The sequence below is a fragment of the Pseudomonas sp. GCM10022186 genome, assembly GCF_042656385.1.
Classification (GTDB): Bacteria; Pseudomonadota; Gammaproteobacteria; order Pseudomonadales; family Pseudomonadaceae; genus Metapseudomonas.
Genome location: NZ_JBHSOU010000022.1, coordinates 1 through 20,923, shown reverse-complemented (window position 1 = coordinate 20,923; position 20,923 = coordinate 1). Strand labels below are relative to the sequence as shown.

The following is a 20,923-nucleotide window of genomic DNA, read 5'->3' as shown; positions in this document are numbered from 1 at the left end:
TGATGCTGCCGCTGTCGCTGTCCTACGATCACCGCGTGATCAACGGTGCCGCAGCCGCGCGCTTCACCAAGCGCCTGTCCGACCTGCTGGCGGATATCCGCACCATCCTGCTGTAACCCTTGCTATTCGCGAGCACGCCACGCTCGTACCTCAACCCCGCCCCCTGAGGCGGGGTTCTTTTTGCCCGAAAATTGCCCCCCCGGCGAAATCAGCCCCTGACCGGGCCGCGATCGCCCTGCTCCCGCGCGCCATGAAGGCTGCGACCCCGCTCGCGAAAAGCGCCGTGCGGCGCGCTTGCCAGTGCCATCATCATGATGCACCCTTGCCCGATCCCTTCAAGAAGTAGGCCGGCCGCCCTGCCGGTCGGAAAGGTGGAAGCCCAGCCCCCGATGAAGAGCCATCCCGATGCCGCCAGCCGTACGGTGGCCGAGATAGTGACGCAGTTGCCCGTCCCCTCGCGGCTGGGCCTGATGCGTTTCGAACGGCTCAACGAGGCCAGTTGGGCGATGCTCTTCCTCGACCCCTCCTGCGAACGCAGGATCGGCCTTGCGGCCAGCGAACTCTGCGCCCTGATCGACGCGCCCTACGCCAGCCTGATGGAGCCGGAAAGCCGCTATCGGTTGCACGATGACGTCCAGCTGCAGCTGACCGGACAACCGCACTATTCCATCCAGTACACCCTTCACACCCCCGGCGGGCCGCTACGCATGCAGGAAGTGGGCGAAACCTTCCAGCAGCATGGCCGGCAGCTGTTGCGCGGCTACCTGCTGGTGGCGGGCGAGGCGACCGAACACAAGGAACGCCTGAAGAACCTCGACCTGGAAGCCCAGAACTGCCGACTGCGCACCTCCCTGGAGCTCTACCAGCGCTCCCAGGACGATCACCTGCAGCACCTGATCCGTTCCCGCGCCCAGCAGAGCCTGATCGTGCGCCTGGCGCGGCATCGTTACACCTCCAGCGATCCGGCCGGGGAAGCGGCACAGCTCATCACCCAGGCCGCCTGCGAAGCCTATGACGTGGCGCGCACCGGCATCTGGCTGCTCGAAGGCACGCAACTGGTAGCCATCAGCCTGTTCCGTCGCGACCAGGATCACCATGAACACCCGCGGTCCATGGACATGAGCCAGTTCCCGCGCTACCTCGAAGCCCTGCACAGCGGCCGCGCCATCGACGCCCACAATGCCCGGAACGATCCCCGCACCAGCGAACTGGCCAAGGCTTACCTGGAGCCCCGGGGCATCACCGCCCTGCTCGATGCCAGCATTCGCATCGGTGGCGAGGTGGTGGGCGTGCTCTGCCTGGAACACACCGGTGCGCAGCGGGTCTGGCAGACCGACGAGATCGCCTTCGCCGGCGAACTGGCCGACCAGTTCGCCCAGGTCCTGGTGAACCAGCAGCGGCGCCACGCCACCAGTACCCTGCACCTGTTCCAGCGCGCCGTGGAACAGAGTGCCAGCGCCTTCCTGCTGGTGGACCGCGACGGGCTGGTGGAATACGTCAACCCCAGTTTCACCGCCATCACCCAGTACAGCGCCGACGAAGTGCACGGCCGCCGCCTGGCGGACCTGCCGGCCCTGGAGAACCTCAGCGAACTGCTCTTCGACACCGGCTCGGGCCTCGCCGCCTGCAACAGCTGGCAGGGGGAATTCCGCAGCCGCCGCAAGAACCTCGAACCCTACTGGGGCCAGCTGTCGATCTCCAAGGTATTCGGCGAGGACGGTGAACTCACCCACTACATCGGCATCTACGAGGACGTCACCCAGAGCAAGCTGGCCCAGCAGCGCATAGAAAAACTCGCCTACACCGACAACCTTACCGGCCTGGGCAATCGCCCCTACTTCATCCGCACCCTCGAAGAGCGCTTCCACAGCGACCGCGACAGTCCGCTCTGCCTGCTGCTGGTGGACATCGACAACTTCAAGCGGATCAATGACAGCCTCGGCCACCAGACCGGCGACAAGCTGCTGGTGAGCCTGGCCCGGCGCCTGCGCAACAGCCTCAGTCCCAATGGCGTCCTGGCGCGTTTCGCCAGCAACGAATTCGCCGTGCTGCTCGACGGCGCCAACCTGGAGAGCGGCCAACACATCGCCGCACAGATCCTCCAGACCCTGGACAAGCCGCTGTTCGTCGACAACCAGCTGATCAGCGTCACCGGTTCCCTCGGGCTGGCCTGCGCGCCCCTGCATGGGCGCGACCCGCAGACCCTGATGAAACATGCGGGCCTGGCCCTGCACAAGGCCAAGGCCAACGGCAAACACCAGTTGCAGTTGTTCACCGAGGCGCTGAACGCCGAAGCCAGCTACAAGCTGTTCGTCGAGAACAACCTGCGCCGCGCCCTGGCACAGAACGAACTGGAAGTCTTCTACCAGCCCAAGCTGTGCCTGAAGAGCGGCCAACTGCTGGGCATGGAGGCGCTGCTCCGCTGGCACCACCCGGAAAAGGGCATGATCAGTCCGGACCAGTTCATCAGCGTGGCCGAAGAGACCGGGATGATCATCCCCATCGGCAAATGGGTGATACGCGAGGCCTGCCGCATGAGCAAACGCCTCGCCGCCGCCGGGCTGGGCGACCTGCAGGTGGCGATCAACCTGTCCCCCAAGCAGTTCAGCGACCCGGACCTGGTGGGCTCCATCGCCGCCATCCTCCAGGAAGAACGACTGCCAGCGAAACATCTGGAACTGGAACTCACCGAAGGCCTGCTGCTGGAGGCCACTGACGATACCCGCCACCAGCTCAACCACCTGAAAAACCTGGGCCTGACCCTGGCCATGGACGATTTCGGCACCGGCTATTCGTCGCTCAGCTACCTGAAGAAGTTTCCCATCGACGTGATCAAGATCGATCGCAGCTTCATCAAGGACATCCCTGACAGCCAGGACGACAAGGAGATCACCTCCGCGGTGATCGCCATGGCCCACAAGCTCAAGCTGAAGGTGGTCGCCGAGGGCATCGAAACCGCCGCCCAACTCGGATTCCTGCGCCGCCAGCACTGCGATGTGGGCCAGGGCTATCTGTTCGACAAACCGATTTCCGGCAAGTACCTGCTCGATAACCTCGGCCGCTACCCGCGCCGCAAAGGCGTCTGAGCAGCCATTGAAAAACGCCTGTGCAATCGGGGTAACATCGGAGTCCACTGCAATCCCGAGGAGAAGGCTGATGGTCCTGCGTTCGCAAATACTCGCCCACAAGATCGAGCTGCCCAGCGCCGCCCAGGCCCTGCCCGGCCGTGAAGCGCCAATGCCGGTACCCGACAGCCACTACGTCAACGGCCGCCCGCTGCAGGGGCCCTTCCCCGCCGGCCTGCAGGTGGCGCAGTTCGGCCTGGGCTGTTTCTGGGGCGCCGAGCGCCGTTTCTGGCAACAGCCGGGGGTCTGGACCACGGCCGTGGGCTATGCCGGCGGCTTCACGCCGAACCCGACCTACGACGAAGTCTGCTCAGGCCTGACCGGACATGCGGAAGTGGTGCTGGTGGTGTTCGACCCGCGAGAAACCAGCTTCGACGAGTTGCTGAAGGTGTTCTGGGAAGCGCACAACCCGACCCAGGGCATGCGCCAGGGCAACGACGTCGGCACCCAGTACCGCTCGGCCATCTACTGCTACGACCAGGCCCAGCTGACCGCCGCCCGCGCCAGCCAGGAACGTTTCCAGGACGAACTGGCCAAAGCCGGTTTCGGCGCCATCACCACCGAGATCCGCGAAGCGCCCGCCTTCTACTACGCCGAGGCCTATCACCAGCAGTACCTGGCGAAGAACCCCGGCGGCTACTGCGGCCTGGGTGGCACCGGGGTATGTCTGCCGGCCTGACGGCCGGAGCTGGAAGCTGGAAGCCTGAAGCTGGAAGTGACCCGTCCCGCTCCAGCTTCTAGCTTCTAGCTTCTAGCTTCTAGCTTCCAGCTTTCTCCTCGACCAACCAATCCAGCTGCCAACCACCCTTGCTCTGCTCCAGGCGCTCGGCCAGCCAGGGCAGGACCTGGCGCAGCTCGTCCTCGATGCCCCACGGCGGGTTGGCGATGGCCAGCCCCGAGCCGTTCAGCCCCAGGGCATTGTCTGCCGAATGCACCCGCAGCTCGGCGCGCAGCAGCTTGGGCGCACCACTGTCCTGCAGCCCCTGGTAGAAGCGCTTGAGCTGGCGCTGGTCCTTGATCGGGTACCAGATGGCCACCACCGTCTGGCGCATGCGGCCAATGGCTTCCTTCAGGGCGGTGACGCAACGCTCGAGTTCGTCGGCCTTCTCGAAGGGTGGGTCGATCAGCATCAGCGCACGCTTCTCCGCCACCGGCAACAGTGCCCGAGCCAGGTGCCACCCCTCCCCCAGGTGCACGGCGACGCGGCGGTCGCCGGCCATGTTGTCCTTGAGCAGCAGGCCGTCTTCCGGATGTTTCTCGTTCAGTTGCAGGCGGTCCTGGGGCCGCGTCAGGCGCCGCGCCAGCTCCGGCGAGCCGGGGTAGTAGCGCAGGCGGCCATCCGGATTCAGCGTGCGAATCACCTGCATGTAATCGGCCATGGGGGCCGGCAGGTCGGGCAGGTCCCAGAGGCGGCCGATGCCCTCGCGCCACTCGTCGGTGCGGCTGGCCTGGTCGCCCAGCAGGTCGTAGAGGCCGACGCCGGCATGGCTGTCGAGGTAGGCGAAGGGCGCCTCCTTGCGTGACAGCAGGGCGATCAGGCGGGCCAGGGTGAAATGTTTGAGCACATCGGCGTGGTTGCCGGCGTGGAAGGCATGGCGGTAATTCATAGTGGGTCCTCGCGAGGTGCGCAGTTTACCAGTCGGCGGCTCACCGCGGCTGCACCCCCTTTATCACGCTCATCGATGTTGCTAGGCGCTCTTCATTCACCAATCTAGACTGGCGCAATCCCACCGGAGAGCCACCATGTCCGAGACCCTGCTCAGTTCCCGCAACCTGGCCTTCGAACTCTACGAAGTGCTGGACGCCGAAGCCCTGACCCAGCGCGAGCGTTTCGCCGACCACAATCGCGAAACCTTCGACGCCGCCCTGGGCACCGCCCGCAGCATCGCCGAGAAGTTCTTCGCCCCGCACAACCGCAAGGGCGACGAGCACGAGCCGGAATACGTGGACGGCGCTGCGACCCTGATCCCCGAGGTGAAACCGGCGGTCGACGCCTTCCTCGAAGCCGGCTTCCTCAACGCCACCCGCAGTTTCGAGCAGGGCGGCATGCAGCTGCCCACACTGCTGTCCCAGGCCTGCTTCGCCCACTTCCAGGCGGCCAACGTCGGCAGCAGCGCCTACCCATTCCTGACCATGGGTGCGGCCAACCTGATCGAGAGCTTCGGCAGCGAGGAACAGAAGCGGCGCTTCCTCCAGCCAATGATCGACGGGCGCTTCTTCGGCACCATGGCGCTGACCGAGCCCCATGCCGGTTCGTCCCTGTCGGACATCCGCACCCGCGCCGAACCGGCCGCCGACGGCACCTACCGGATCCGCGGCAACAAGATCTTCATCTCCGCCGGCGACCACCCGCTGGCGGAGAACATCGTGCACATGGTCCTGGCCAAGCTGCCGGACGCCCCGCCCGGGGTGAAGGGCATCTCGCTGTTCATCGTGCCCAAGTTCCTGGTCGAGGAGGACGGTTCCCTGGGCAAGCGCAACGACGTGGTCCTGGCCGGCCTGTTCCACAAGATGGGCTACCGCGGCACCACCTCCACCGCGCTGAACTTCGGCGATAACGGTGAGTGTGTCGGCTATCTGGTGGGCAAGCCCCACGCCGGCCTGTCCTACATGTTCCAGATGATGAACGAGGCGCGCATCGGCGTCGGCATGGGCGCGGTGATGCTCGGCTACGCCGGCTACCTCTATTCCCTGGAGTACGCCCGCGAGCGTCCCCAGGGTCGCCTGCCCGACGGCAAGGACCCGACCGCGCCACAGGTCTCGATCATCCAGCACGCCGACGTACGGCGCATGCTGCTGACCCAGAAGGCCTACGTGGAAGGCGCCTTCGACCTCGGCCTGTACGCCGCTCGCCTGTTCGACGACACCCAGACCCTGGCTACCGAGCAAGGGCGCCAGCAGGCCCACGAGCTGCTCGACCTGCTCACCCCCATCGTCAAGTCCTGGCCTTCGGAGTTCTGCCTCAAGGCCAACGAACTGGCCATCCAGATCCTCGGCGGCCACGGCTACACCCGCGAATACCCGGTGGAGCAGTACTACCGCGACAACCGCCTGAACCCGATCCACGAAGGCACCCACGGCATCCAGTCCCTCGACCTGCTGGGCCGCAAGCTGGCGCAGAACCAGGGCTCCGGCCTCAAGCAACTGACCCGGCTGATCAACGCGTGCTGCCAGCGCGCCAGCGAATACGAGTCACTGAATGCCTTGCGCCAGCCCCTGGAGCAGCTGATGGCGCGCCTTTCCAGCGTCACCCTGGGCCTGCTGGGCGACCTGATGCAGGGCAAGGTCAACGAAGCCCTGGCCAATTCGGCGCTCTACCTGAAAGTCTTCGGCCATGCGGTGATCGGCTGGCGCTGGCTGGAACAGGCGATCCGCGCCGAGCAGGGCCTGGCCCGGGGCAATCCGGCGGACGCCGACTTCTATCGGGGCAAGCTGCAGGCCGCGCGCTACTTCCTCACCTGGGAAGTGCCCGGCTGCCACCATGAACTGGCCCTGCTCGAAGCCCGCGACGACACCTGCCTGGAAATGCAGGACACCTGGTTCTGACCCTTTCTCAGGGTTCTTCACGCCCCGCGCACATGCGGGGCTTTTTTATGCTCCGTGACGCGCCGCCGGCAACGCCGGATCGATCCGCGAGCAGCGCTTTCAGTTCCCCTCCCGGACAGCCGCCCGGCGCAACGCGGAAATTCCTCGGAATTTGTGCCGATCAACGCTTGCGATCCTTTGCAGGTCACAGGTTAGAATCCGGCTGGCATGCACACTGCATGCACTCCCTCCCCGTTTCACCCAGACATCACGCCAGGAGCTTCAATACGTGGACGCAGCAGCCATCAATAGCCTGTTCCTGATCGGCGCACTGCTGGTCGGCGCAAGCATTCTGGTGAGCTCGTTCTCGTCGCGCCTCGGCATCCCGATCCTGGTCATCATTCTCGTCGTCGGCATGCTCGCCGGCGTCGACGGCATCGGCCATATCACCTTCAACAACTACCCGCTGGCCTACCTGGTGGGCAACCTGGCGCTGGCGGTGATCCTGCTCGACGGCGGCCTGCGCACGCGGGTGTCGAGCTTCCGCGTGGCGCTGTGGCCGGCGCTGTCCCTGGCCACGGTCGGCGTGCTGATCACTACCGGGCTGACCGGCGTGGCCGCCGCCTGGCTGTTCGACCTCGACCTCATGCAGGGCCTGCTGATCGGCGCCATCGTCGGCTCCACCGACGCCGCGGCGGTGTTTTCCCTGCTGGGCGGCAAGGGCCTCAACGAACGGGTCACCGCCACCCTGGAAATCGAATCCGGCAGCAACGACCCGATGGCGGTGTTCCTCACCGTCACTCTGATCGACATGCTGGCCAAGGGGCAGACCGAGTTCAGCCTCAGCTTCTTCACCCACTTCCTCAGGGAGTTCGGCATCGGCTCCGTGCTCGGTCTCTCCGGCGGCTGGCTGCTGCTGCAGATGATCAACCGGGTCAACCTGCCCAACGGCCTCTACCCCCTGCTGGTGGTCAGCGGCGGCCTGCTGGTCTTCGCCCTGACCAACGCCCTGCACGGCAGCGGCATCCTCGCCGTCTACCTGTGCGGTCTGGTGCTGGGCAACCGGCCGATCCGTTCGCGCCACAGCATCCTGCACATGCTCGACGGCATGGCCTGGCTGGCGCAGATCGGCATGTTCCTGGTGCTCGGCCTGCTGGTCACGCCCCACGACCTGCTGCCCATCGCCATTCCGGCCCTGGGCCTGGCGCTGTGGATGATCCTCTTCGCCCGCCCGCTCTCGGTGCTGGTGGGCCTGGTGCCCTTCCGCGCCTTCCATGGCCGGGAAAAGGTCTTCATCGCCTGGGTCGGCCTGCGCGGGGCGGTGCCGATCATCCTCGCGGTGTTCCCGTTGATGGCCGGCCTGCCCAACGCCCAGCTGTTCTTCAACCTGGCCTTCTTCATCGTGCTGGTCTCGCTGGTGCTGCAAGGCACCAGCCTGCCCTGGGCCGCCAAGCTGTTGCGGGTGACCGTGCCACCGGAGCCGGCGCCCATCTCCCGGACCGGCCTGGAAGTGCACCCCACCAGCGAATGGGAGCTGTTCGTCTACCGCCTGGGTGCCGAGAAATGGTGCATAGGCGCGGCCCTGCGCGAGTTGAAGATGCCCGAAGGCACCCGCATCGCGGCACTGTTTCGCGGCAAGGAACTGCTGCACCCCTCGGGCAGCACCACCCTCGAGGCCGGCGACATCCTTTGCGTGGTCGGCCACGAACATGACCTGCCGGCCCTCGGCAAGCTGTTCAGCCAGGCGCCGCAGCGGGGCCTGGACCTGCGCTTCTTCGGTGACTTCGTGCTGGAAGGGGATGCCCAGCTCGCGGCAGTGGCTTCCCTCTACGGCCTCAAGCTCGGCGAGCAGGACGGTCAGCAAGCCCTGGGCCGCTTCATCGCCCACGAGATCGGCGGCGAGCCAGTGGTGGGCGACCAGGTGGAATGGAACGGCCTGACCTGGACCGTTGCTCTGATGGAAGGGAACAAGGTGCGCAAAGTAGGCGTCAAATTCCCCGAAGGTCAGGGCCGCCCCGGCTTGTTCCTCTAGGGAACCCGTCTAGGACGACCCTCTCGCACCTTCGGGCCCCCGCCATGGAAACCAACGGATCGCCAATGCGCGAACCGAGATCACAACCGCTCGTGCCGGACGGCCCCGCAACGGCCGCCCTGGCATATCATTAGCCGCATTCGAACCCGAGCTGCCTGATCGCGATGACTGCTTCCTTGCGCACCTTTTTCGCTGCCGCCCTGCTGGGCCTCTGCCTGTCCCCGGCCTACCTGCAGGCTGCTCCCACCGCCGGCGTCGTGCCCAAGCCGGCTGCCGCACCGGCCGACGCCAAGCCTGCCGAAGGCGAGGCTGCGGCCAAGCCCTCGGTCGAGGAACAGACCAAGGCCTTCCTCACCAGCCAGGAAGAGAGCCAGCAAGACCTCACCTCCCTGAAGCGCCAGCTGAACGACGCCCCCAAACTGATCGGCGAAGCCCAGCGCGAACTGGCACGTCTCAAGGACAGCCAGCCGACACCGGCCAAGCAGCGCTATGGCAAGTCCGAACTGCCCCAGCTGGAACAACTGCTCGAGCAGCGCAGCAACGAACTGGCCAACCTGCAGAAGTCCCTGGCGGACGCCAACAGCCTGATCATCACCTCGCAGACCCGTCCGGAGCGGGCCCAGGCCGAGATCAGCAGCAACCAGACTCGCACCCAGCAGATCAACGGCATCCTCAAGACCGGCAAGGACGCGGGCAAGGCCATCAGCGAAGAGCAGCGCGCCCTGCTCGAGGCCGAACAGGCCGCCCTTGCCGCCCAGACCGAACTGCGCCGCGAGGAGCTCGCCGGCAACAGCCTGCTGCAGGATCTCGGCAATGCCCGCCGCGACCTGCTGGTGGAGCGTATCCGCCGCCTGGAGCAGGAAACCCTCGACATGCAGTCGCTGATCAACGAGATGCGCCGGGAAAGTTCGGAGCAGACGGTCGCCGAACTCTCCCGCGAGGCCGACAGCGGCACGCCGGACAGCCTGCTGGCAAAGGAAAGCTCCATCAACCTGAAGATGTCCGACTACCTGCTGCGTGCCACCGACCGCCTCAACGAGCTGACCCGGCAGAACCTGCAGACCCGCCAGCAGCTGGACAACCTCAGCCAGGCCGATCAGGCCCTTGAAGAACAGATCAGCGTGCTCAAGGGCAGCCTGCTGCTGGCCAAGATCCTCTACCAGCAGAAACAGGCCCTGCCCCACCTGGACCTGGACAACAACCTGGCCGACGAGATCGCCGATATCCGCCTCTATCAGTTCGAGCTGAACCAGCAGCGCGACCAGTTGAGCAATCCCCAGGGCTACGTCGACGGCCTGCTGGCCCAGCAACCGCCGGAGCAGGTGACGCCGGAACTGCGCACCACCCTGACGGACCTGGTCGGCACCCGCGCCGAACTGCTGGATCGCCTCAGCCGCGAGCTGAACACCCTGCTCAACGAATCCATCACCCTGCAGCTCAACCAGAAGCAGCTGCAGGAAACCTCCCTGGCCCTGCGCAATACCCTCGACGAGCAGATGTTCTGGATTCCCAGCAACAAGCCACTGGACCTCAACTGGCTGAAGGGCGCACCGCACCTCCTGGAACGCCAGCTGACGGAGATGCCCTGGGGCTCCGGGGTGCGCGAACTGGCTGAAGGCCTGGTGGACCGGCCCTGGTTATTCCTGCCGCTGCTGCTGGTGATCGGTGCCCTGCTGTGGAAGCGCCGCTACCTCTACGCCAAGCTCAACGAGATCAACCTGGACGTCGGCCACTTCAAGCGCGACAGCCAGCTGCACACCCCGCTGGCGCTCCTGCTCACCGTGCTGCTGGCCCTGCCGGTGAGCCTGTTCCTCGCCCTCGGCGGTTTTGCCCTGCTGATCGACGCCCGCGGCCAGAACGCCACCCTGGGCGCCGCGCTGATGGAAATGGCCCAGGCCTGGCTGGTGTTCTACACCCTCTACCGCATACTCGCCCCCGGCGGCATCGCCGAGCTGCATTTCCACTGGGACCGCCCGCAAGTCGCCTTCCTGCGCAGCCAGATCCGCCGCCTCGGCGGCGTGGTCATGGCCCTGGTGGCCATTGTCACCGTGGCCGAGCACCAGCCGGCGGCGCTGGCCGACGACATCATCGGCGTGATCGTGGTACTCAGCTGCTACGCCCTGATGACCCTGGTCCTGAGCAACCTCCTGCTGGCCGAGCCGATGCGCGAGCAGACGTCGCCCTTCCGCCTGCTCATCGGCGTCGCCTTCACCCTGCTGCCGCTGGCCTTCATAGTCGCCGTGGGTTTCGGCTACTACTACACCTCGCTCAAGCTCACCGACCGCCTGATCAACACCCTCTACCTGCTGATCCTGTTGCTGCTGGTCGAGGCCGCCTTCGTCCGCGGCCTGGGCGTGGCCGCCCGCCGCCTGGCCTACCACCGCGTGCTCGCCAAGCGTCAGGCGCAGACCAAGGAGAACGCCGAAGGCGAGGAAGTGGCGGTGGAAGAGCCGACCCTGGACATCGAGCAGGTCAACCAGCAGTCCTTGCGCCTGATCCGCCTGGCCCTGCTGGGTGTCTTCATCGCTTGCCTGTACCTGGTCTGGGCCGACCTGATCAGCGTCCTGGCCTATCTCGACCAGGTCAATCTCTACCAGTACTCCAGCGGTACCGGCGATGCCGCCACCCTGGTGCCCATCAGCCTCCTGGACGTGCTCGGCGCGCTGATCATCGCCGGCATCACCACGGCACTCGCGCGCAACCTGCCGGGCCTGCTCGAGGTGCTGGTGCTGTCGCGGCTGAAGCTGGCCCAGGGCAGCGCCTACGCCACCACCACGCTGCTGTCCTATGCCATCGCCGGCTTCGGTTTCGTCATGGCGCTGTCCACCCTCGGCGTCAGCTGGGACAAGCTGCAATGGCTGGTGGCCGCGCTGTCGGTCGGTATCGGCTTCGGCATGCAGGCGATCTTCGCCAACTTCATCTCCGGCCTGATCCTGCTGTTCGAGCGCCCCGTGCGCATCGGCGACCTGGTGACCATCGGCACGGTAACCGGCACGGTGAACCGGATCCGCATCCGCGCCACGCACATCACCGACAGCGACCGCAAGGAAGTGATAGTGCCGAACCAGACCTTCCTCACCAGCCAGTTGATCAACTGGACCCTGACCGACACCGTCACCCGTATCGTGCTGACCTACAACGTCAACCGCGGCGCCGACCTGGAACTGGTGCGCAAGCTGCTGCTGCAGGCCACCCAGGAAAACTCCCGCGTACTGCGCGACCCGGCCCCGACGGTGCAGCTGAAGACCTATGGCGCCAGCGCCCTGGAGCACGAGCTGAAGGTCTATGTGCGCGAGCTCGGCGATCGCGGCCTGGCCACCGACGAGCTGAACCGGCGCATCGACCAGTTGTTCCAGGAGCACGAGATCAACATCTCCAGCGTGCCGAAGATGGACGTCACCCTCAGCCGCAGGGTCGAGCAGCACGTCGAAGCCGCGGCCGAAGCCGAAGCACCCACGGCCAAGGAAAAGGCGCCAGCACCGGAGGTCAGATGAGCCGAGACGCCCCTGCACTTCCAGTGCCGCCGCTGGCGTGACAAGCTGAACCCATGAAAACACTCGACCAGTTGCAGTTCGACAATCGCTTCGCCCGCCTGGGCGACGCGTTCTCCACCGAGGTGCTGCCCGAGCCCATCGCCGAGCCGCGCCTGGTGGTGGCGAGCCCCGCCGCCATGGCGCTGCTCGACCTGGCCCCGGCCGAGGCCGAGAGCCAGGTCTTCGCCGAGCTGTTCTCCGGGCACAAGCTCTGGTCCGAGGCCGAACCCCGGGCGATGGTCTATTCCGGGCATCAGTTCGGCGTCTACAACCCGCGCCTGGGCGACGGGCGCGGGCTGCTGCTGGGCGAGGTGGTCAACGACGCCGGCGAGCACTGGGACCTGCACCTCAAGGGCGCCGGGCAGACCCCCTACTCGCGCATGGGCGATGGCCGCGCGGTGTTGCGCAGCTCGATCCGCGAATTCCTCGCCAGCGAGCACCTGCAGGCCCTGGGCATTCCCACCAGCCGCGCGCTCTGCGTGACCGGCTCGTCGACACCCGTCTACCGGGAAACCCGCGAAACCGGCGCCATGCTCCTGCGCCTGTCACCCAGCCACGTGCGTTTCGGCCACTTCGAGTATTTCTATTACACGCGCCAGCACGAGCAGCTCGAAGCCCTCGGCCGCCATGTCTTCGAGTGCCATTTCCCGCAGTGCCTGGGGCAGGAGCAACCCTGGGACGCGTTCTTCCGCGAGGTACTGGAGCGCAACGCCGAGCTGATCGCCCTCTGGCAGGCCTACGGCTTCTGCCACGGCGTGATGAACACCGACAACATGTCCATCCTCGGCATCACCTTCGACTACGGCCCCTACGCCTTCCTCGACGACTTCGATGCCAACCACATCTGCAACCATTCCGACGACACCGGCCGCTACAGCTTCAGCAACCAGGTGCCCATCGCCCACTGGAACCTCGCAGCCCTGGCCCAGGCGCTGACGCCATTCGTCGAGGTGGAACGACTGCGGGAAATGCTCAATCTCTTCCTGCCGCTCTACCAGGCCCACTACCTGGACCTGATGCGCCGCCGGCTGGGCTTCACCTCGGCCATGGATTCGGACGAGGCCCTGGTGCAGCGCCTGCTGCAACTGATGCAGGGCAGCGCCGTGGACTACAGCCAGTTCTTCCGCCGCCTGGGGGAAGAGGCCCCCGAACAGGCGCTGCACAAGCTGCGGGAAGATTTCGTCGACCTGGCCGGCTTCGACGCCTGGGCCGCCGACTACCGGGCCCGCGCGGCGCTGGACGGCGATGACCAGGATTCACGCCGCGCACGCATGCACGCGGTGAATCCCAAGTACGTCCTGCGCAACTACCTGGCCCAGCGCGCCATCGAGGCGGCGCAGCAAGGCGACTACGCCGAGGTGCGCCAACTGCATGCCGTACTCTCCCGCCCCTTCGATGAGCAGCCCGGCATGGAGCGCTACGCCGAGCGTCCGCCGGAATGGGGCAAGCACCTGGAGATCAGCTGTTCGTCCTGAGCGGGGTCCACCCGGATTGTAGGAAAAGCCGACAAGAGCGCTGAAGGCTGGAGGCTGGACGAAAAGCGGGATGTGGGAGCGAATTCATTGGCGAAAGGCTCGGTCGGGCATCGCTGGTGGATGTAAAAAGCGACATCCACCCTACGCACGGGGACAATTCGTTCAGCCTCCAGCCTCCAGCTTCCAGCCTTCAACCCCGTAGCGCAGACCACGCTTCACCGGTCCACCAGCAGTGCTCCGGTTCGACTGCGAAGGTGGATAGGAAAGGCGCTATCCCCCTACGCATCAGGCCGGCGGGTTTCAGTTGCCCAAGATCCACTCCAGCCCCATCGCCACATGCCGCTCGGTGCTGTCCACCAGTGGCAGCGGCGACTCGCAGCCCTCCAGCAGCAGGCCGATCTCGGTGCAGCCGAGGATGGCGGCCTGGGCGCCCCGGGTCTGCAACAGCGCCAGCTGGTCCAGGTAGAAGCTCCGGGCGCAGGGCAGGAAGTGGCCGAGACAGAGTTCCTGGAAGATCACCCGATCGATCTCCGCCATGGCTTCGGCCCCGGGCAGCAGCACCTGGATGCCGTAACGCTGCTCCAGGCGCTCGCGATAGAAAGCCTCCTGCATGGTGAAACGGGTGCCGAGCAGCGCCACGCGCTCGACACCCCGTTCCTGCAACGCCCGGCCAACGGCGTCGCCTATGTGCAGGAGCGGGATATCCACAGCCTCCTCGATGGCCGTCGCCACCTTGTGCATGGTGTTGGTGGCCAGCAGCAGGGCCGTCGCGCCGGCGCCCTCCAGGCCACGCGCGGCCTCGGCCAGTACCTGGCCGGCGGCGGCCCACTCGCCAGCCTTCTGCTGGGCGGCGATCTGCGCGAAGTCCACCGAATGCAGCAACAGGGGTGCCGAATGCAGCCCGCCCAGGCGCTCACGCACGCCTCGGTTGAGCAACTGGTAATAGGTGACGGTGGATTCCCAGCTCATGCCACCCAGTACGCCCAGAGTCCTCATCGCCGCCACCTCTCGCCTGGAAAGCCTACAGCCTAGCCGGAGCCGGCCGCGGGTCGGGAATACAGTTGTCCTGCAACCGAGGCGTACAGAAGCCGAAGCTGATTCCCACTGACGTGCGGCCGGCGAACAGCACCAAATGGAATATAAACCTACGGAAATATTCTTAGACTCTCTAAGCAAAGCGCATTATCTTCGGCCCCCTGCTTATTCCAGCCTGTTCTACCACCCACTGTCAGGCGCTGTACCCGCATGAAGATTCGCAATCTCGACCTTAGCCGGAGTTCGCTCAATACCGAACACGAAGCGCTGAGGATCCCGCCCGTCGAAGATTTCGTCTCGCATCCGGACGACCATCCCGTCCTGCGAGCGGCCATGTGGGTTGCCGTAGCTATCCTGGTCGGCCTGCTGGGTTTCCTCGCCTGGCGCCTGTTCTACGACAACGGCGGTGGCAGCGGCCTGGAAATCATCGAGAACGCCCTGACCAGCAGGGGCTTCTGGAGCGCCGTGGCGGTGGGCTTCTTCGCCCAGGTAATCGATGGCGCCCTGGGCATGGCCTACGGCATCACGGCCACCACCTTCCTCCTCAGCGCCGGTGCCTCGCCCGCCGCGGCCAGCGCCAGCGTGCACATCGCCGAGGTCTTCACCACCGGCCTGTCGGGCATCTCCCATGTGAAGCTGGGCAACGTCAACAAGTCGCTGTTCCTGCGCCTGCTGCTGCCGGGCATCATCGGCGCCATCCTCGGCGCGGTGCTGGTCACCCAGTTCGATGGCGCCGTGCTCAAGCCTTTCATCTCCGCCTACCTGCTGCTGATGGGCCTGTACATCCTGAGCAAGGCCTACCGCCACGTGATCAAGCGCCGCGCGCCCAATCACGTCGCCAAGCTGGCCCTGTTCGGCGGTTTCGTCGATGCCGCAGGTGGCGGCGGCTGGGGGCCGGTGGTCACCAGCAGCCTGATCGGCTCGGGCAGCGACCCGCGCACCACCATCGGCTCGGTGAATTTCGCCGAGTTCTTCCTGACCATTTCCAGCGCCACTTCCTTCATTCTCCTGGCCGGCCAGCCGGACACCTGGAAGATGGTCGCCGGCCTGGTCTTCGGCGGCCTGTTCGCCGCGCCCTTCGCCGCCCTGCTGTGCAAGAAGCTGTCGCCGCGCACCCTGCTGATCATCGTCGGCACCCTGATCACCCTGATCAGCACCTACAACATCTACATCAGCCTGCGTTGAGACGCCCTCGCGGGTTGATATCGCCCCGCTGCGACTCCAGATAGGCGGTGTCCGCCACTGGAGCCTGACCATGACCGACCCGCTGATGATCCCCTGCGCCCACTGCGCAGGGTTGAACCGCATCCCCGCTGCCCGCCTGGGCGACTCGCCCCGTTGTGGCCACTGCAAGGCCGCCGTGCTGCCCGCCGCCCCCTTCGATCTCGACGAAGCCAGCTTCGCCAGGCAACTGCGTGGCGACCTGCCGCTGTTGGTGGATGTCTGGGCCGACTGGTGTGGCCCCTGCAAGGCCTTCGCCCCCACCTACCAGCAGGCCGCCGCCCGGCTCCAGGGGCGTTGCCGCCTGGGCAAGCTGGACAGCGAGGCCAACCGCCAGCTGGCCGGCCAACTGGGCATCCGCTCCATCCCGACGCTGATCCTGTTCAAGGGCGGCCGGGAGGTCGCCCGCCAGAGCGGCGCCCTGCCGCTGCCGCAGTTGCTGACCTGGCTCGAAAGCCACGGGCTGCCCTCGTAGGAGCGAGCTTTGCTCGCGAAGGGCCCCGCCGCGAAATTTCGCGAGCAGAGTTCGCTCCTACAACCCCTCCCCTGGGCCCTGAGCGTTTCGGTCAGCGCCGCTGGCCGTCCCGGTCATTGCCGCCCGCGCCAAGCCCGCTAGGCTCTGGCCATTCCCCCGCGCCGGAGCCCGCCATGTCCATGCCCACCGAACTGGTCCGCCAGCTGACCGAGGAACAGATCGCCTTCGTCAAACGCAGCGGCCTCCGCGCCGAAGTCCTGGAACCTGGCCATGTGCGCCTGCGCATGCCCTTCGAAGGCAACCAGAACCATATCGGCACCCTCTATGCCGGCGCCCTCTTCACCCTTGCCGAAATGCCCGGGGGCGCGCTGTTCCTCACCAGCTTCGACAGCCGCCGCTTCTACCCTGTGGTCAAGGAAATGAACCTGCGCTTCCGCCGCCCGGCCAAGGGCGACATCACCGTGGACGCGCGCCTGGGCGCGGAAGAGATCGCCCGCATCCAGCGGGAAGCCGAGACCAACGGCAAGGCCGACTACTGGCTGGAACTTCAGCTGCTGGACGCCGGCGGCGAAGTGGTCGCCGAGAGCCGCGGTCTCTACCAGATGCGGGCACATTGAGCGGCCTTGCCCTGGATCAAGCCATGGGGCGCTGAAAGGCCGCAGAGTGTGGGCTCCAGAGGAGGCCCACATCATGTCCACGCACATCCTGGTCGCCCACGACCTCAGCCACGAAGCCGACACCGCCCTCCGCCGCGCCGTCCAGCTCGCCCGTCAGCACGGTGCACGCCTATCGCTGCTGCATGTGCTGGAGGATCACCTGCCCGATGCGCTGCAGGGCAACCTGCGCGAAGCGGCCCAGCAGCACTTCGGCACATGCCTGGAGCAGTTGGGCGCCGAGGATTGCCAGCTGCTGCTGCGCAAGGGCCGACCGGCCCAGCAGATCCTCGAAGAAATCAACGACAGCCAGGCCGATCTGCTGGTGATCGGCCGGCACCATCACAACGCCCCCGAGCTGTTCATCGGCACCACGCTCGAACGCGTCGCCCGCCACTCGAGTGCGCCCTTGCTGCTGGTGGTGAATGAACAGGCGGAGCAGCCCTACCAGAAGGCCGCCGTGGCGCTGGATTTCTCCCTCTGCGCCTGCGACTCCCTGCGCAGGGCCTGCGCATTGCTGCGGCCGGAGGCCCGCGTGACGGCGCTGAACGTGCTGGAGCTGGGCGGCCGCCTGTTGTCGAAGAACGGCAGCTCGACCGATTTGCTCGCCACCCAGAGGGAATTGCTGGGCACGCTGCTGGAAGACGAACTGGCGGGGTTGGAGGGCCGGGCGCCCGCTGTCGAGCTGGAAGTGGTGCGCGGCTCGCTCCCCAAAGCCCTGGACGAGGCCATCGCGGCACAACAGCCGCAACTGCTGGCCCTCGGCAGCCACGGCCGTAGCCTGATTTCCCAGGCCCTGCTGGGTAGCCTGGCCCTGCGCTACCTGCAGAACCCGCCCTGTGACCTGCTGCTGGTCAAATAGGGACCAGTAACCGCCGCGAGTCGATCCGCGGCAGATGGGAACGCCGCGCCGACGAGTCGGCGCGGCGGGGACGGGTCAGTCCTGCAGCCTGGCGGCGAGCTGGCGCACCCGCTTCAGATCGCCCCCGGCGACCCGGGTGACACGGGTGCCATAGTCGGCGTCGGCCTTGTAGAGGAAGGAGAGCATGATGTGCTTGCTCTCGTCGTCCGCGCCGGACAGCGACTGGCCGAAGCTGTTCACCAGGTCCTGCCGTTCCTTCTTGCTGAAGGAGCGGTACAGCTCACCGGCCTGCTTGAAGTTTTGCTCGCGCTGGATGCCCGCCTGCTGGGTGCTGCCGCCGAGCGGGAGCTGGCTGTAGCGTGCGGCCGGGTCCTGCGGACGCGGGCTGAGGCGGCTCGGCTCGTAGTTGACACCGTCGCTGCTGTGCCCGGCGTTCATGGCGCCGTCCTGGTTGACGTTGTTCACCGCGGCGTGCGGACGGTTCACCGGCAGGCTCAACCCATTGGTGCCGACCCGATGGAGCTGGGTGTCGGCGTAGGAGAAGATCCGGCCCTGCAGCAGGCGATCCTCGGACGGCTCGATACCCGGCACCAGGTTGCTCGGCGCCATGGCCACCTGCTCGGTTTCCTGGAAGAAGTTGTCCACGTTGCGGTTCAGCACCATCTCGCCGATCTTGCGCTCGGGCACGCCGGGCCAGATCTTGGTGGCGTCCAGCGGGTCGAAGTCGAAGCTGGCCAGTTGCTCAGGCTTGAGTACCTGGATGTACAGCTCCCACCTGGGGTAGTCGCCCCGCGCGATGGCTTTCACCAGGTCGTCGGTCATGTGGCTGTAGTCCCGGCCCTGGACGTCCATCACCTCCTTGGGATCCAGGTTGCGGGTACCCTGCAGGCTCTTCCAGTGGAACTTCACGTAGTGCACGCCGCCCTTGGCGTTGACCAGCTTGTAGGCGTGCACGCTGTTGCCGTCCATGAAGCGGTAGCCGGCGGGCGTGCCCTGGTTGGAGTACAGCAGGGTCAGGGTCCGGGTCGCCTCGGGCACATGGGAGAAGAAGTCGAAGCGGCGCGCGTCGTCGTCCAGGTTGCTGCGCGGGTCCGGCTTGAAGGCATGGACCATGTCCGGGAACTTGATCGCGTCGCGAATGAAGAAGGTGGGGAAGTTGTTGCCCACCAGGTCCCAGTTACCCTCGGCGGTGTAGAACTTGGTGGCGAAGCCGCGCGGGTCGCGCAGGGTTTCCGGGGAGTGGTTGCCATGCACTACCGACGAGAAACGGACGAAGACCGGCGTCCGGGTACCCGGTACGAATACCTTGGCCCGGCTCAGGTCGCGGATATCGGCGGTGGCGACGAACTCGCCATGGACCCCGGTGCCACGGGCATGGACCACCCGTTCCGGGATGCGTTCGCGGTCGAAGCGCTGCAGTTTCTGGATCAGCTGGACATCCTGCAACAGCGTGGGCCCTGCGGGGCCGGCGGTCTGCGAGTGCTGGTTGTCGCCTACCGGCGCGCCATTGTCGCGGGTCAGGGGCGCGGCCATGGCCGTCGAGAGAGCAAGCACCCAGGCGCCGAGCAAGCCGGCGGCCTGGCGGATCGATGGTCGTAACAACATCGGTGAGTTCTCCTTTTTCGGGTTGTGCTTGAACAAGCGCCACCGACCATAGGAGAGGACCGCCCTGCTTCAAAATTGAAACGAACTAGTGATTTTATTAGTAAAATCAATGACTTAAATATATGTAGGAATCTGTTCCAGACGCGTAGGCAAGGGCCTACAGGGAACCTCGGATAACACTCGTGAAAAAGGGGGATAGCGGAGGTCGGCCCGGCAAGCGCCCGGACCATGCCGCTGTGGGGGCAGGCCTGCCGGGCTGCAGGATGGGATGGGGCGCTCCGCTCTGCGAAGCGCTACCCATCGCCGGACTTTCTAGCTCTCCAGCAGGTCGTGCAGTTCGACGAACTGCTGGGTCAGCTTGTGGCTGCGATCCAGGTAGATCAGTGGTTTGCAGGCCTGATGCGACTCGCGCATCTTCACCGACATCATCAGGTTCACCGGCAGCACCGGCAGCCCTTCTTCCAGCAGTTCATCGAGCAGTAACTGGGGGAGCGAGGCACGCGGCTGGAACTGGTTGACCACGATGCCCTCCACTTCCAGGTCCTCGTTGTGGTCTTCCTTCAGCTCCTCGATCTCGGCCAGCAGGCCGTACAGGGCATTGCGCGAAAAGCTGTCGCAGTCGAAGGGGATCAGGCAGCGGTCGGCGGCGATGAGCGCGGAAACCGTGTAGAAGTTCAGGGCCGGCGGGGTATCCAGGTAGATGCGGTCGTAGTCCTCGTCCAGGTCTTCCAGCAGTTTGCGCAGCTTGTTGATCTTGTGCTTGGCCTCCAGCTTGGGCTGCAGGTCGGCCAGCTCGGCCGTGGCGGTCACCACATGAAGGTTGTCGTAGGGCGTTTCGTAGATATCCACCTTGCCCTTGCGGAAGGCAGTGGGCGACAGGGTCTGCTTGAAGAAATCGGCGATACCGACGGGAATGTCGTCGCCGGTGAGCCCCGTGAGGTAATGGGTAGAGTTGGCCTGGGCATCCAGGTCGATCAGCAGGGTGCGATACCCCTGTGAAGCGCTCACTGCCGCCAGGTTGCAGGCAATGCTGGACTTGCCCACCCCGCCCTTCTGATTGAAAACCACGCGCCGCATTGCACACCTCCCTGAACCTGATAGGTACCGGATTCTATGCAATGCCCGTGACGAGGGCGAGGTGGAATGCATGTCCCCGGCAATCGAGTAGGAGGTGGGGTCGCCCCCACCGTCCTCTCACACCACCGTACGTACGGTTCCGTATACGGCGGTTCAGGTCATACGGCTAAGCCGATTGATCGTATCCAGTATCGAGACCAACCCGAGTGCGTCCCAGCGCTTCTTCGGCAGCGCTTGTTGCAGATGCGGAGCGCCGGCATTCCACCAGGGGCCGCGCCCGTTGGTGGCTGACTTCCAGGCCCGCT

At 65.8% G+C, this 20,923-nt stretch carries 15 protein-coding genes and 1 pseudogene; 11 read left to right on the top strand and 5 right to left on the bottom strand.

Translation table 11 applies throughout. The annotated features are described in order from the left end of the window. The 3 genes from ACFPU0_RS11365 to msrA all read left to right on the top strand — a co-directional run. Positions 1 to 116 (top strand): 2-oxo acid dehydrogenase subunit E2 (locus ACFPU0_RS11365; protein ID WP_377693087.1); only part of this gene is annotated, 116 nt, incomplete at its 5' end. Between the two features lie 273 nt (positions 117 to 389). Next, positions 390 to 3,086, top strand: a complete 2,697-nt coding sequence (locus tag ACFPU0_RS11360) for a putative bifunctional diguanylate cyclase/phosphodiesterase (protein WP_377693086.1) — start codon at positions 390 to 392, stop codon at positions 3,084 to 3,086. Between the two features lie 70 nt (positions 3,087 to 3,156). After that, positions 3,157 to 3,804: a peptide-methionine (S)-S-oxide reductase MsrA gene (gene msrA, locus ACFPU0_RS11355; protein ID WP_377693085.1), complete on the top strand. Its 648-nt coding sequence runs from the start codon at positions 3,157 to 3,159 to the stop codon at positions 3,802 to 3,804. Positions 3,805 to 3,883: 79 nt separating this feature from the next. On the opposite strand, the gene ACFPU0_RS11350 is transcribed toward msrA, so the two are convergent. After that, positions 3,884 to 4,732, bottom strand: a complete 849-nt coding sequence (locus ACFPU0_RS11350) for a 23S rRNA (adenine(2030)-N(6))-methyltransferase RlmJ (protein ID WP_377693084.1) — start codon at positions 4,730 to 4,732, stop codon at positions 3,884 to 3,886. Positions 4,733 to 4,868: 136 nt separating this feature from the next. On the opposite strand from ACFPU0_RS11350, the gene ACFPU0_RS11345 reads away from it, so the two are divergent. The 4 genes from ACFPU0_RS11345 (at position 4,869) to selO (ending at position 13,690) form a co-directional block, all read left to right on the top strand. Continuing rightward, the gene (locus ACFPU0_RS11345; protein ID WP_377693083.1) at positions 4,869 to 6,671 is read left to right on the top strand and encodes an acyl-CoA dehydrogenase; all 1,803 of its coding nucleotides are present in this window, start codon (positions 4,869 to 4,871) and stop codon (positions 6,669 to 6,671) included. Between the two features lie 268 nt (positions 6,672 to 6,939). Then, positions 6,940 to 8,682, top strand: a complete 1,743-nt coding sequence (locus ACFPU0_RS11340; protein WP_377693082.1) for a potassium/proton antiporter — start codon at positions 6,940 to 6,942, stop codon at positions 8,680 to 8,682. Between the two features lie 164 nt (positions 8,683 to 8,846). After that, on the top strand, positions 8,847 to 12,176 hold the full coding sequence (gene mscK, locus ACFPU0_RS11335) for a mechanosensitive channel MscK (protein WP_377693081.1): 3,330 nt from the start codon (positions 8,847 to 8,849) through the stop codon (positions 12,174 to 12,176). Between the two features lie 53 nt (positions 12,177 to 12,229). Continuing rightward, positions 12,230 to 13,690: a protein adenylyltransferase SelO gene (selO, locus tag ACFPU0_RS11330; protein ID WP_377693080.1), complete on the top strand. Its 1,461-nt coding sequence runs from the start codon at positions 12,230 to 12,232 to the stop codon at positions 13,688 to 13,690. A 300-nt stretch (positions 13,691 to 13,990) separates the two neighbouring features. Here selO and ACFPU0_RS11325 read toward each other — a convergent pair whose 3' ends face one another. After that, positions 13,991 to 14,686: an aspartate/glutamate racemase family protein gene (locus ACFPU0_RS11325; RefSeq protein ID WP_377693079.1), complete on the bottom strand. Its 696-nt coding sequence runs from the start codon at positions 14,684 to 14,686 to the stop codon at positions 13,991 to 13,993. 249 nt (positions 14,687 to 14,935) lie between these two features. Here ACFPU0_RS11325 and ACFPU0_RS11320 point away from each other — a divergent pair, with 249 nt between their 5' ends. From ACFPU0_RS11320 to ACFPU0_RS11305, 4 genes are all read left to right on the top strand, one after another. After that, complete coding sequence (locus ACFPU0_RS11320; RefSeq protein ID WP_377693078.1) at positions 14,936 to 15,910, top strand: sulfite exporter TauE/SafE family protein; 975 nt, start codon at positions 14,936 to 14,938, stop codon at positions 15,908 to 15,910. 70 nt (positions 15,911 to 15,980) lie between these two features. Next, positions 15,981 to 16,421, top strand: a complete 441-nt coding sequence (trxC, locus tag ACFPU0_RS11315) for a thioredoxin TrxC (protein ID WP_377693077.1) — start codon at positions 15,981 to 15,983, stop codon at positions 16,419 to 16,421. Between the two features lie 173 nt (positions 16,422 to 16,594). Beyond that, positions 16,595 to 17,038, top strand: coding sequence for a PaaI family thioesterase (locus ACFPU0_RS11310; protein ID WP_377693076.1), 444 nt, complete (start codon positions 16,595 to 16,597; stop codon positions 17,036 to 17,038). 73 nt (positions 17,039 to 17,111) lie between these two features. After that, entirely contained in the window at positions 17,112 to 17,936 is an 825-nt protein-coding gene (locus tag ACFPU0_RS11305) for a universal stress protein (protein WP_377693075.1), read from the top strand. 75 nt (positions 17,937 to 18,011) lie between these two features. On the opposite strand, the gene ACFPU0_RS11300 is transcribed toward ACFPU0_RS11305, so the two are convergent. The 3 genes and pseudogenes from ACFPU0_RS11300 to ACFPU0_RS11290 all read right to left on the bottom strand — a co-directional run. Further along, a complete protein-coding gene (locus ACFPU0_RS11300; RefSeq protein ID WP_377693074.1) occupies positions 18,012 to 19,541 on the bottom strand; it encodes a catalase in 1,530 nt (509 codons plus the stop codon). A gap of 312 nt (positions 19,542 to 19,853) precedes the next feature. Beyond that, a complete protein-coding gene (locus ACFPU0_RS11295; RefSeq protein ID WP_377693073.1) occupies positions 19,854 to 20,618 on the bottom strand; it encodes a ParA family protein in 765 nt (254 codons plus the stop codon). 153 nt (positions 20,619 to 20,771) lie between these two features. Beyond that, a pseudogene (locus tag ACFPU0_RS11290) lies at positions 20,772 to 20,923 on the bottom strand (group II intron reverse transcriptase/maturase); the annotation flags it as partial.

What these genes read in the sequence shown, in the direction of transcription:
- ACFPU0_RS11325 (WP_377693079.1), bottom strand. Translation starts at nt 14,686, where the DNA reads ATGAGGACTCTGGGCGTACTGGGTGGCATGAGCTGGGAATCCACCGTC.
- trxC (WP_377693077.1), top strand. Translation starts at nt 15,981, where the DNA reads ATGACCGACCCGCTGATGATCCCCTGCGCCCACTGCGCAGGGTTGAAC.
- ACFPU0_RS11295 (WP_377693073.1), bottom strand. Translation starts at nt 20,618, where the DNA reads ATGCGGCGCGTGGTTTTCAATCAGAAGGGCGGGGTGGGCAAGTCCAGC.
- ACFPU0_RS11320 (WP_377693078.1), top strand. Translation starts at nt 14,936, where the DNA reads ATGAAGATTCGCAATCTCGACCTTAGCCGGAGTTCGCTCAATACCGAA.
- selO (WP_377693080.1), top strand. Translation starts at nt 12,230, where the DNA reads ATGAAAACACTCGACCAGTTGCAGTTCGACAATCGCTTCGCCCGCCTG.
- mscK (WP_377693081.1), top strand. Translation starts at nt 8,847, where the DNA reads ATGACTGCTTCCTTGCGCACCTTTTTCGCTGCCGCCCTGCTGGGCCTC.
- ACFPU0_RS11360 (WP_377693086.1), top strand. Translation starts at nt 390, where the DNA reads ATGAAGAGCCATCCCGATGCCGCCAGCCGTACGGTGGCCGAGATAGTG.
- ACFPU0_RS11300 (WP_377693074.1), bottom strand. Translation starts at nt 19,541, where the DNA reads ATGTTGTTACGACCATCGATCCGCCAGGCCGCCGGCTTGCTCGGCGCC.
- ACFPU0_RS11305 (WP_377693075.1), top strand. Translation starts at nt 17,112, where the DNA reads ATGTCCACGCACATCCTGGTCGCCCACGACCTCAGCCACGAAGCCGAC.
- ACFPU0_RS11345 (WP_377693083.1), top strand. Translation starts at nt 4,869, where the DNA reads ATGTCCGAGACCCTGCTCAGTTCCCGCAACCTGGCCTTCGAACTCTAC.
- msrA (WP_377693085.1), top strand. Translation starts at nt 3,157, where the DNA reads ATGGTCCTGCGTTCGCAAATACTCGCCCACAAGATCGAGCTGCCCAGC.
- ACFPU0_RS11350 (WP_377693084.1), bottom strand. Translation starts at nt 4,732, where the DNA reads ATGAATTACCGCCATGCCTTCCACGCCGGCAACCACGCCGATGTGCTC.
- ACFPU0_RS11310 (WP_377693076.1), top strand. Translation starts at nt 16,595, where the DNA reads ATGTCCATGCCCACCGAACTGGTCCGCCAGCTGACCGAGGAACAGATC.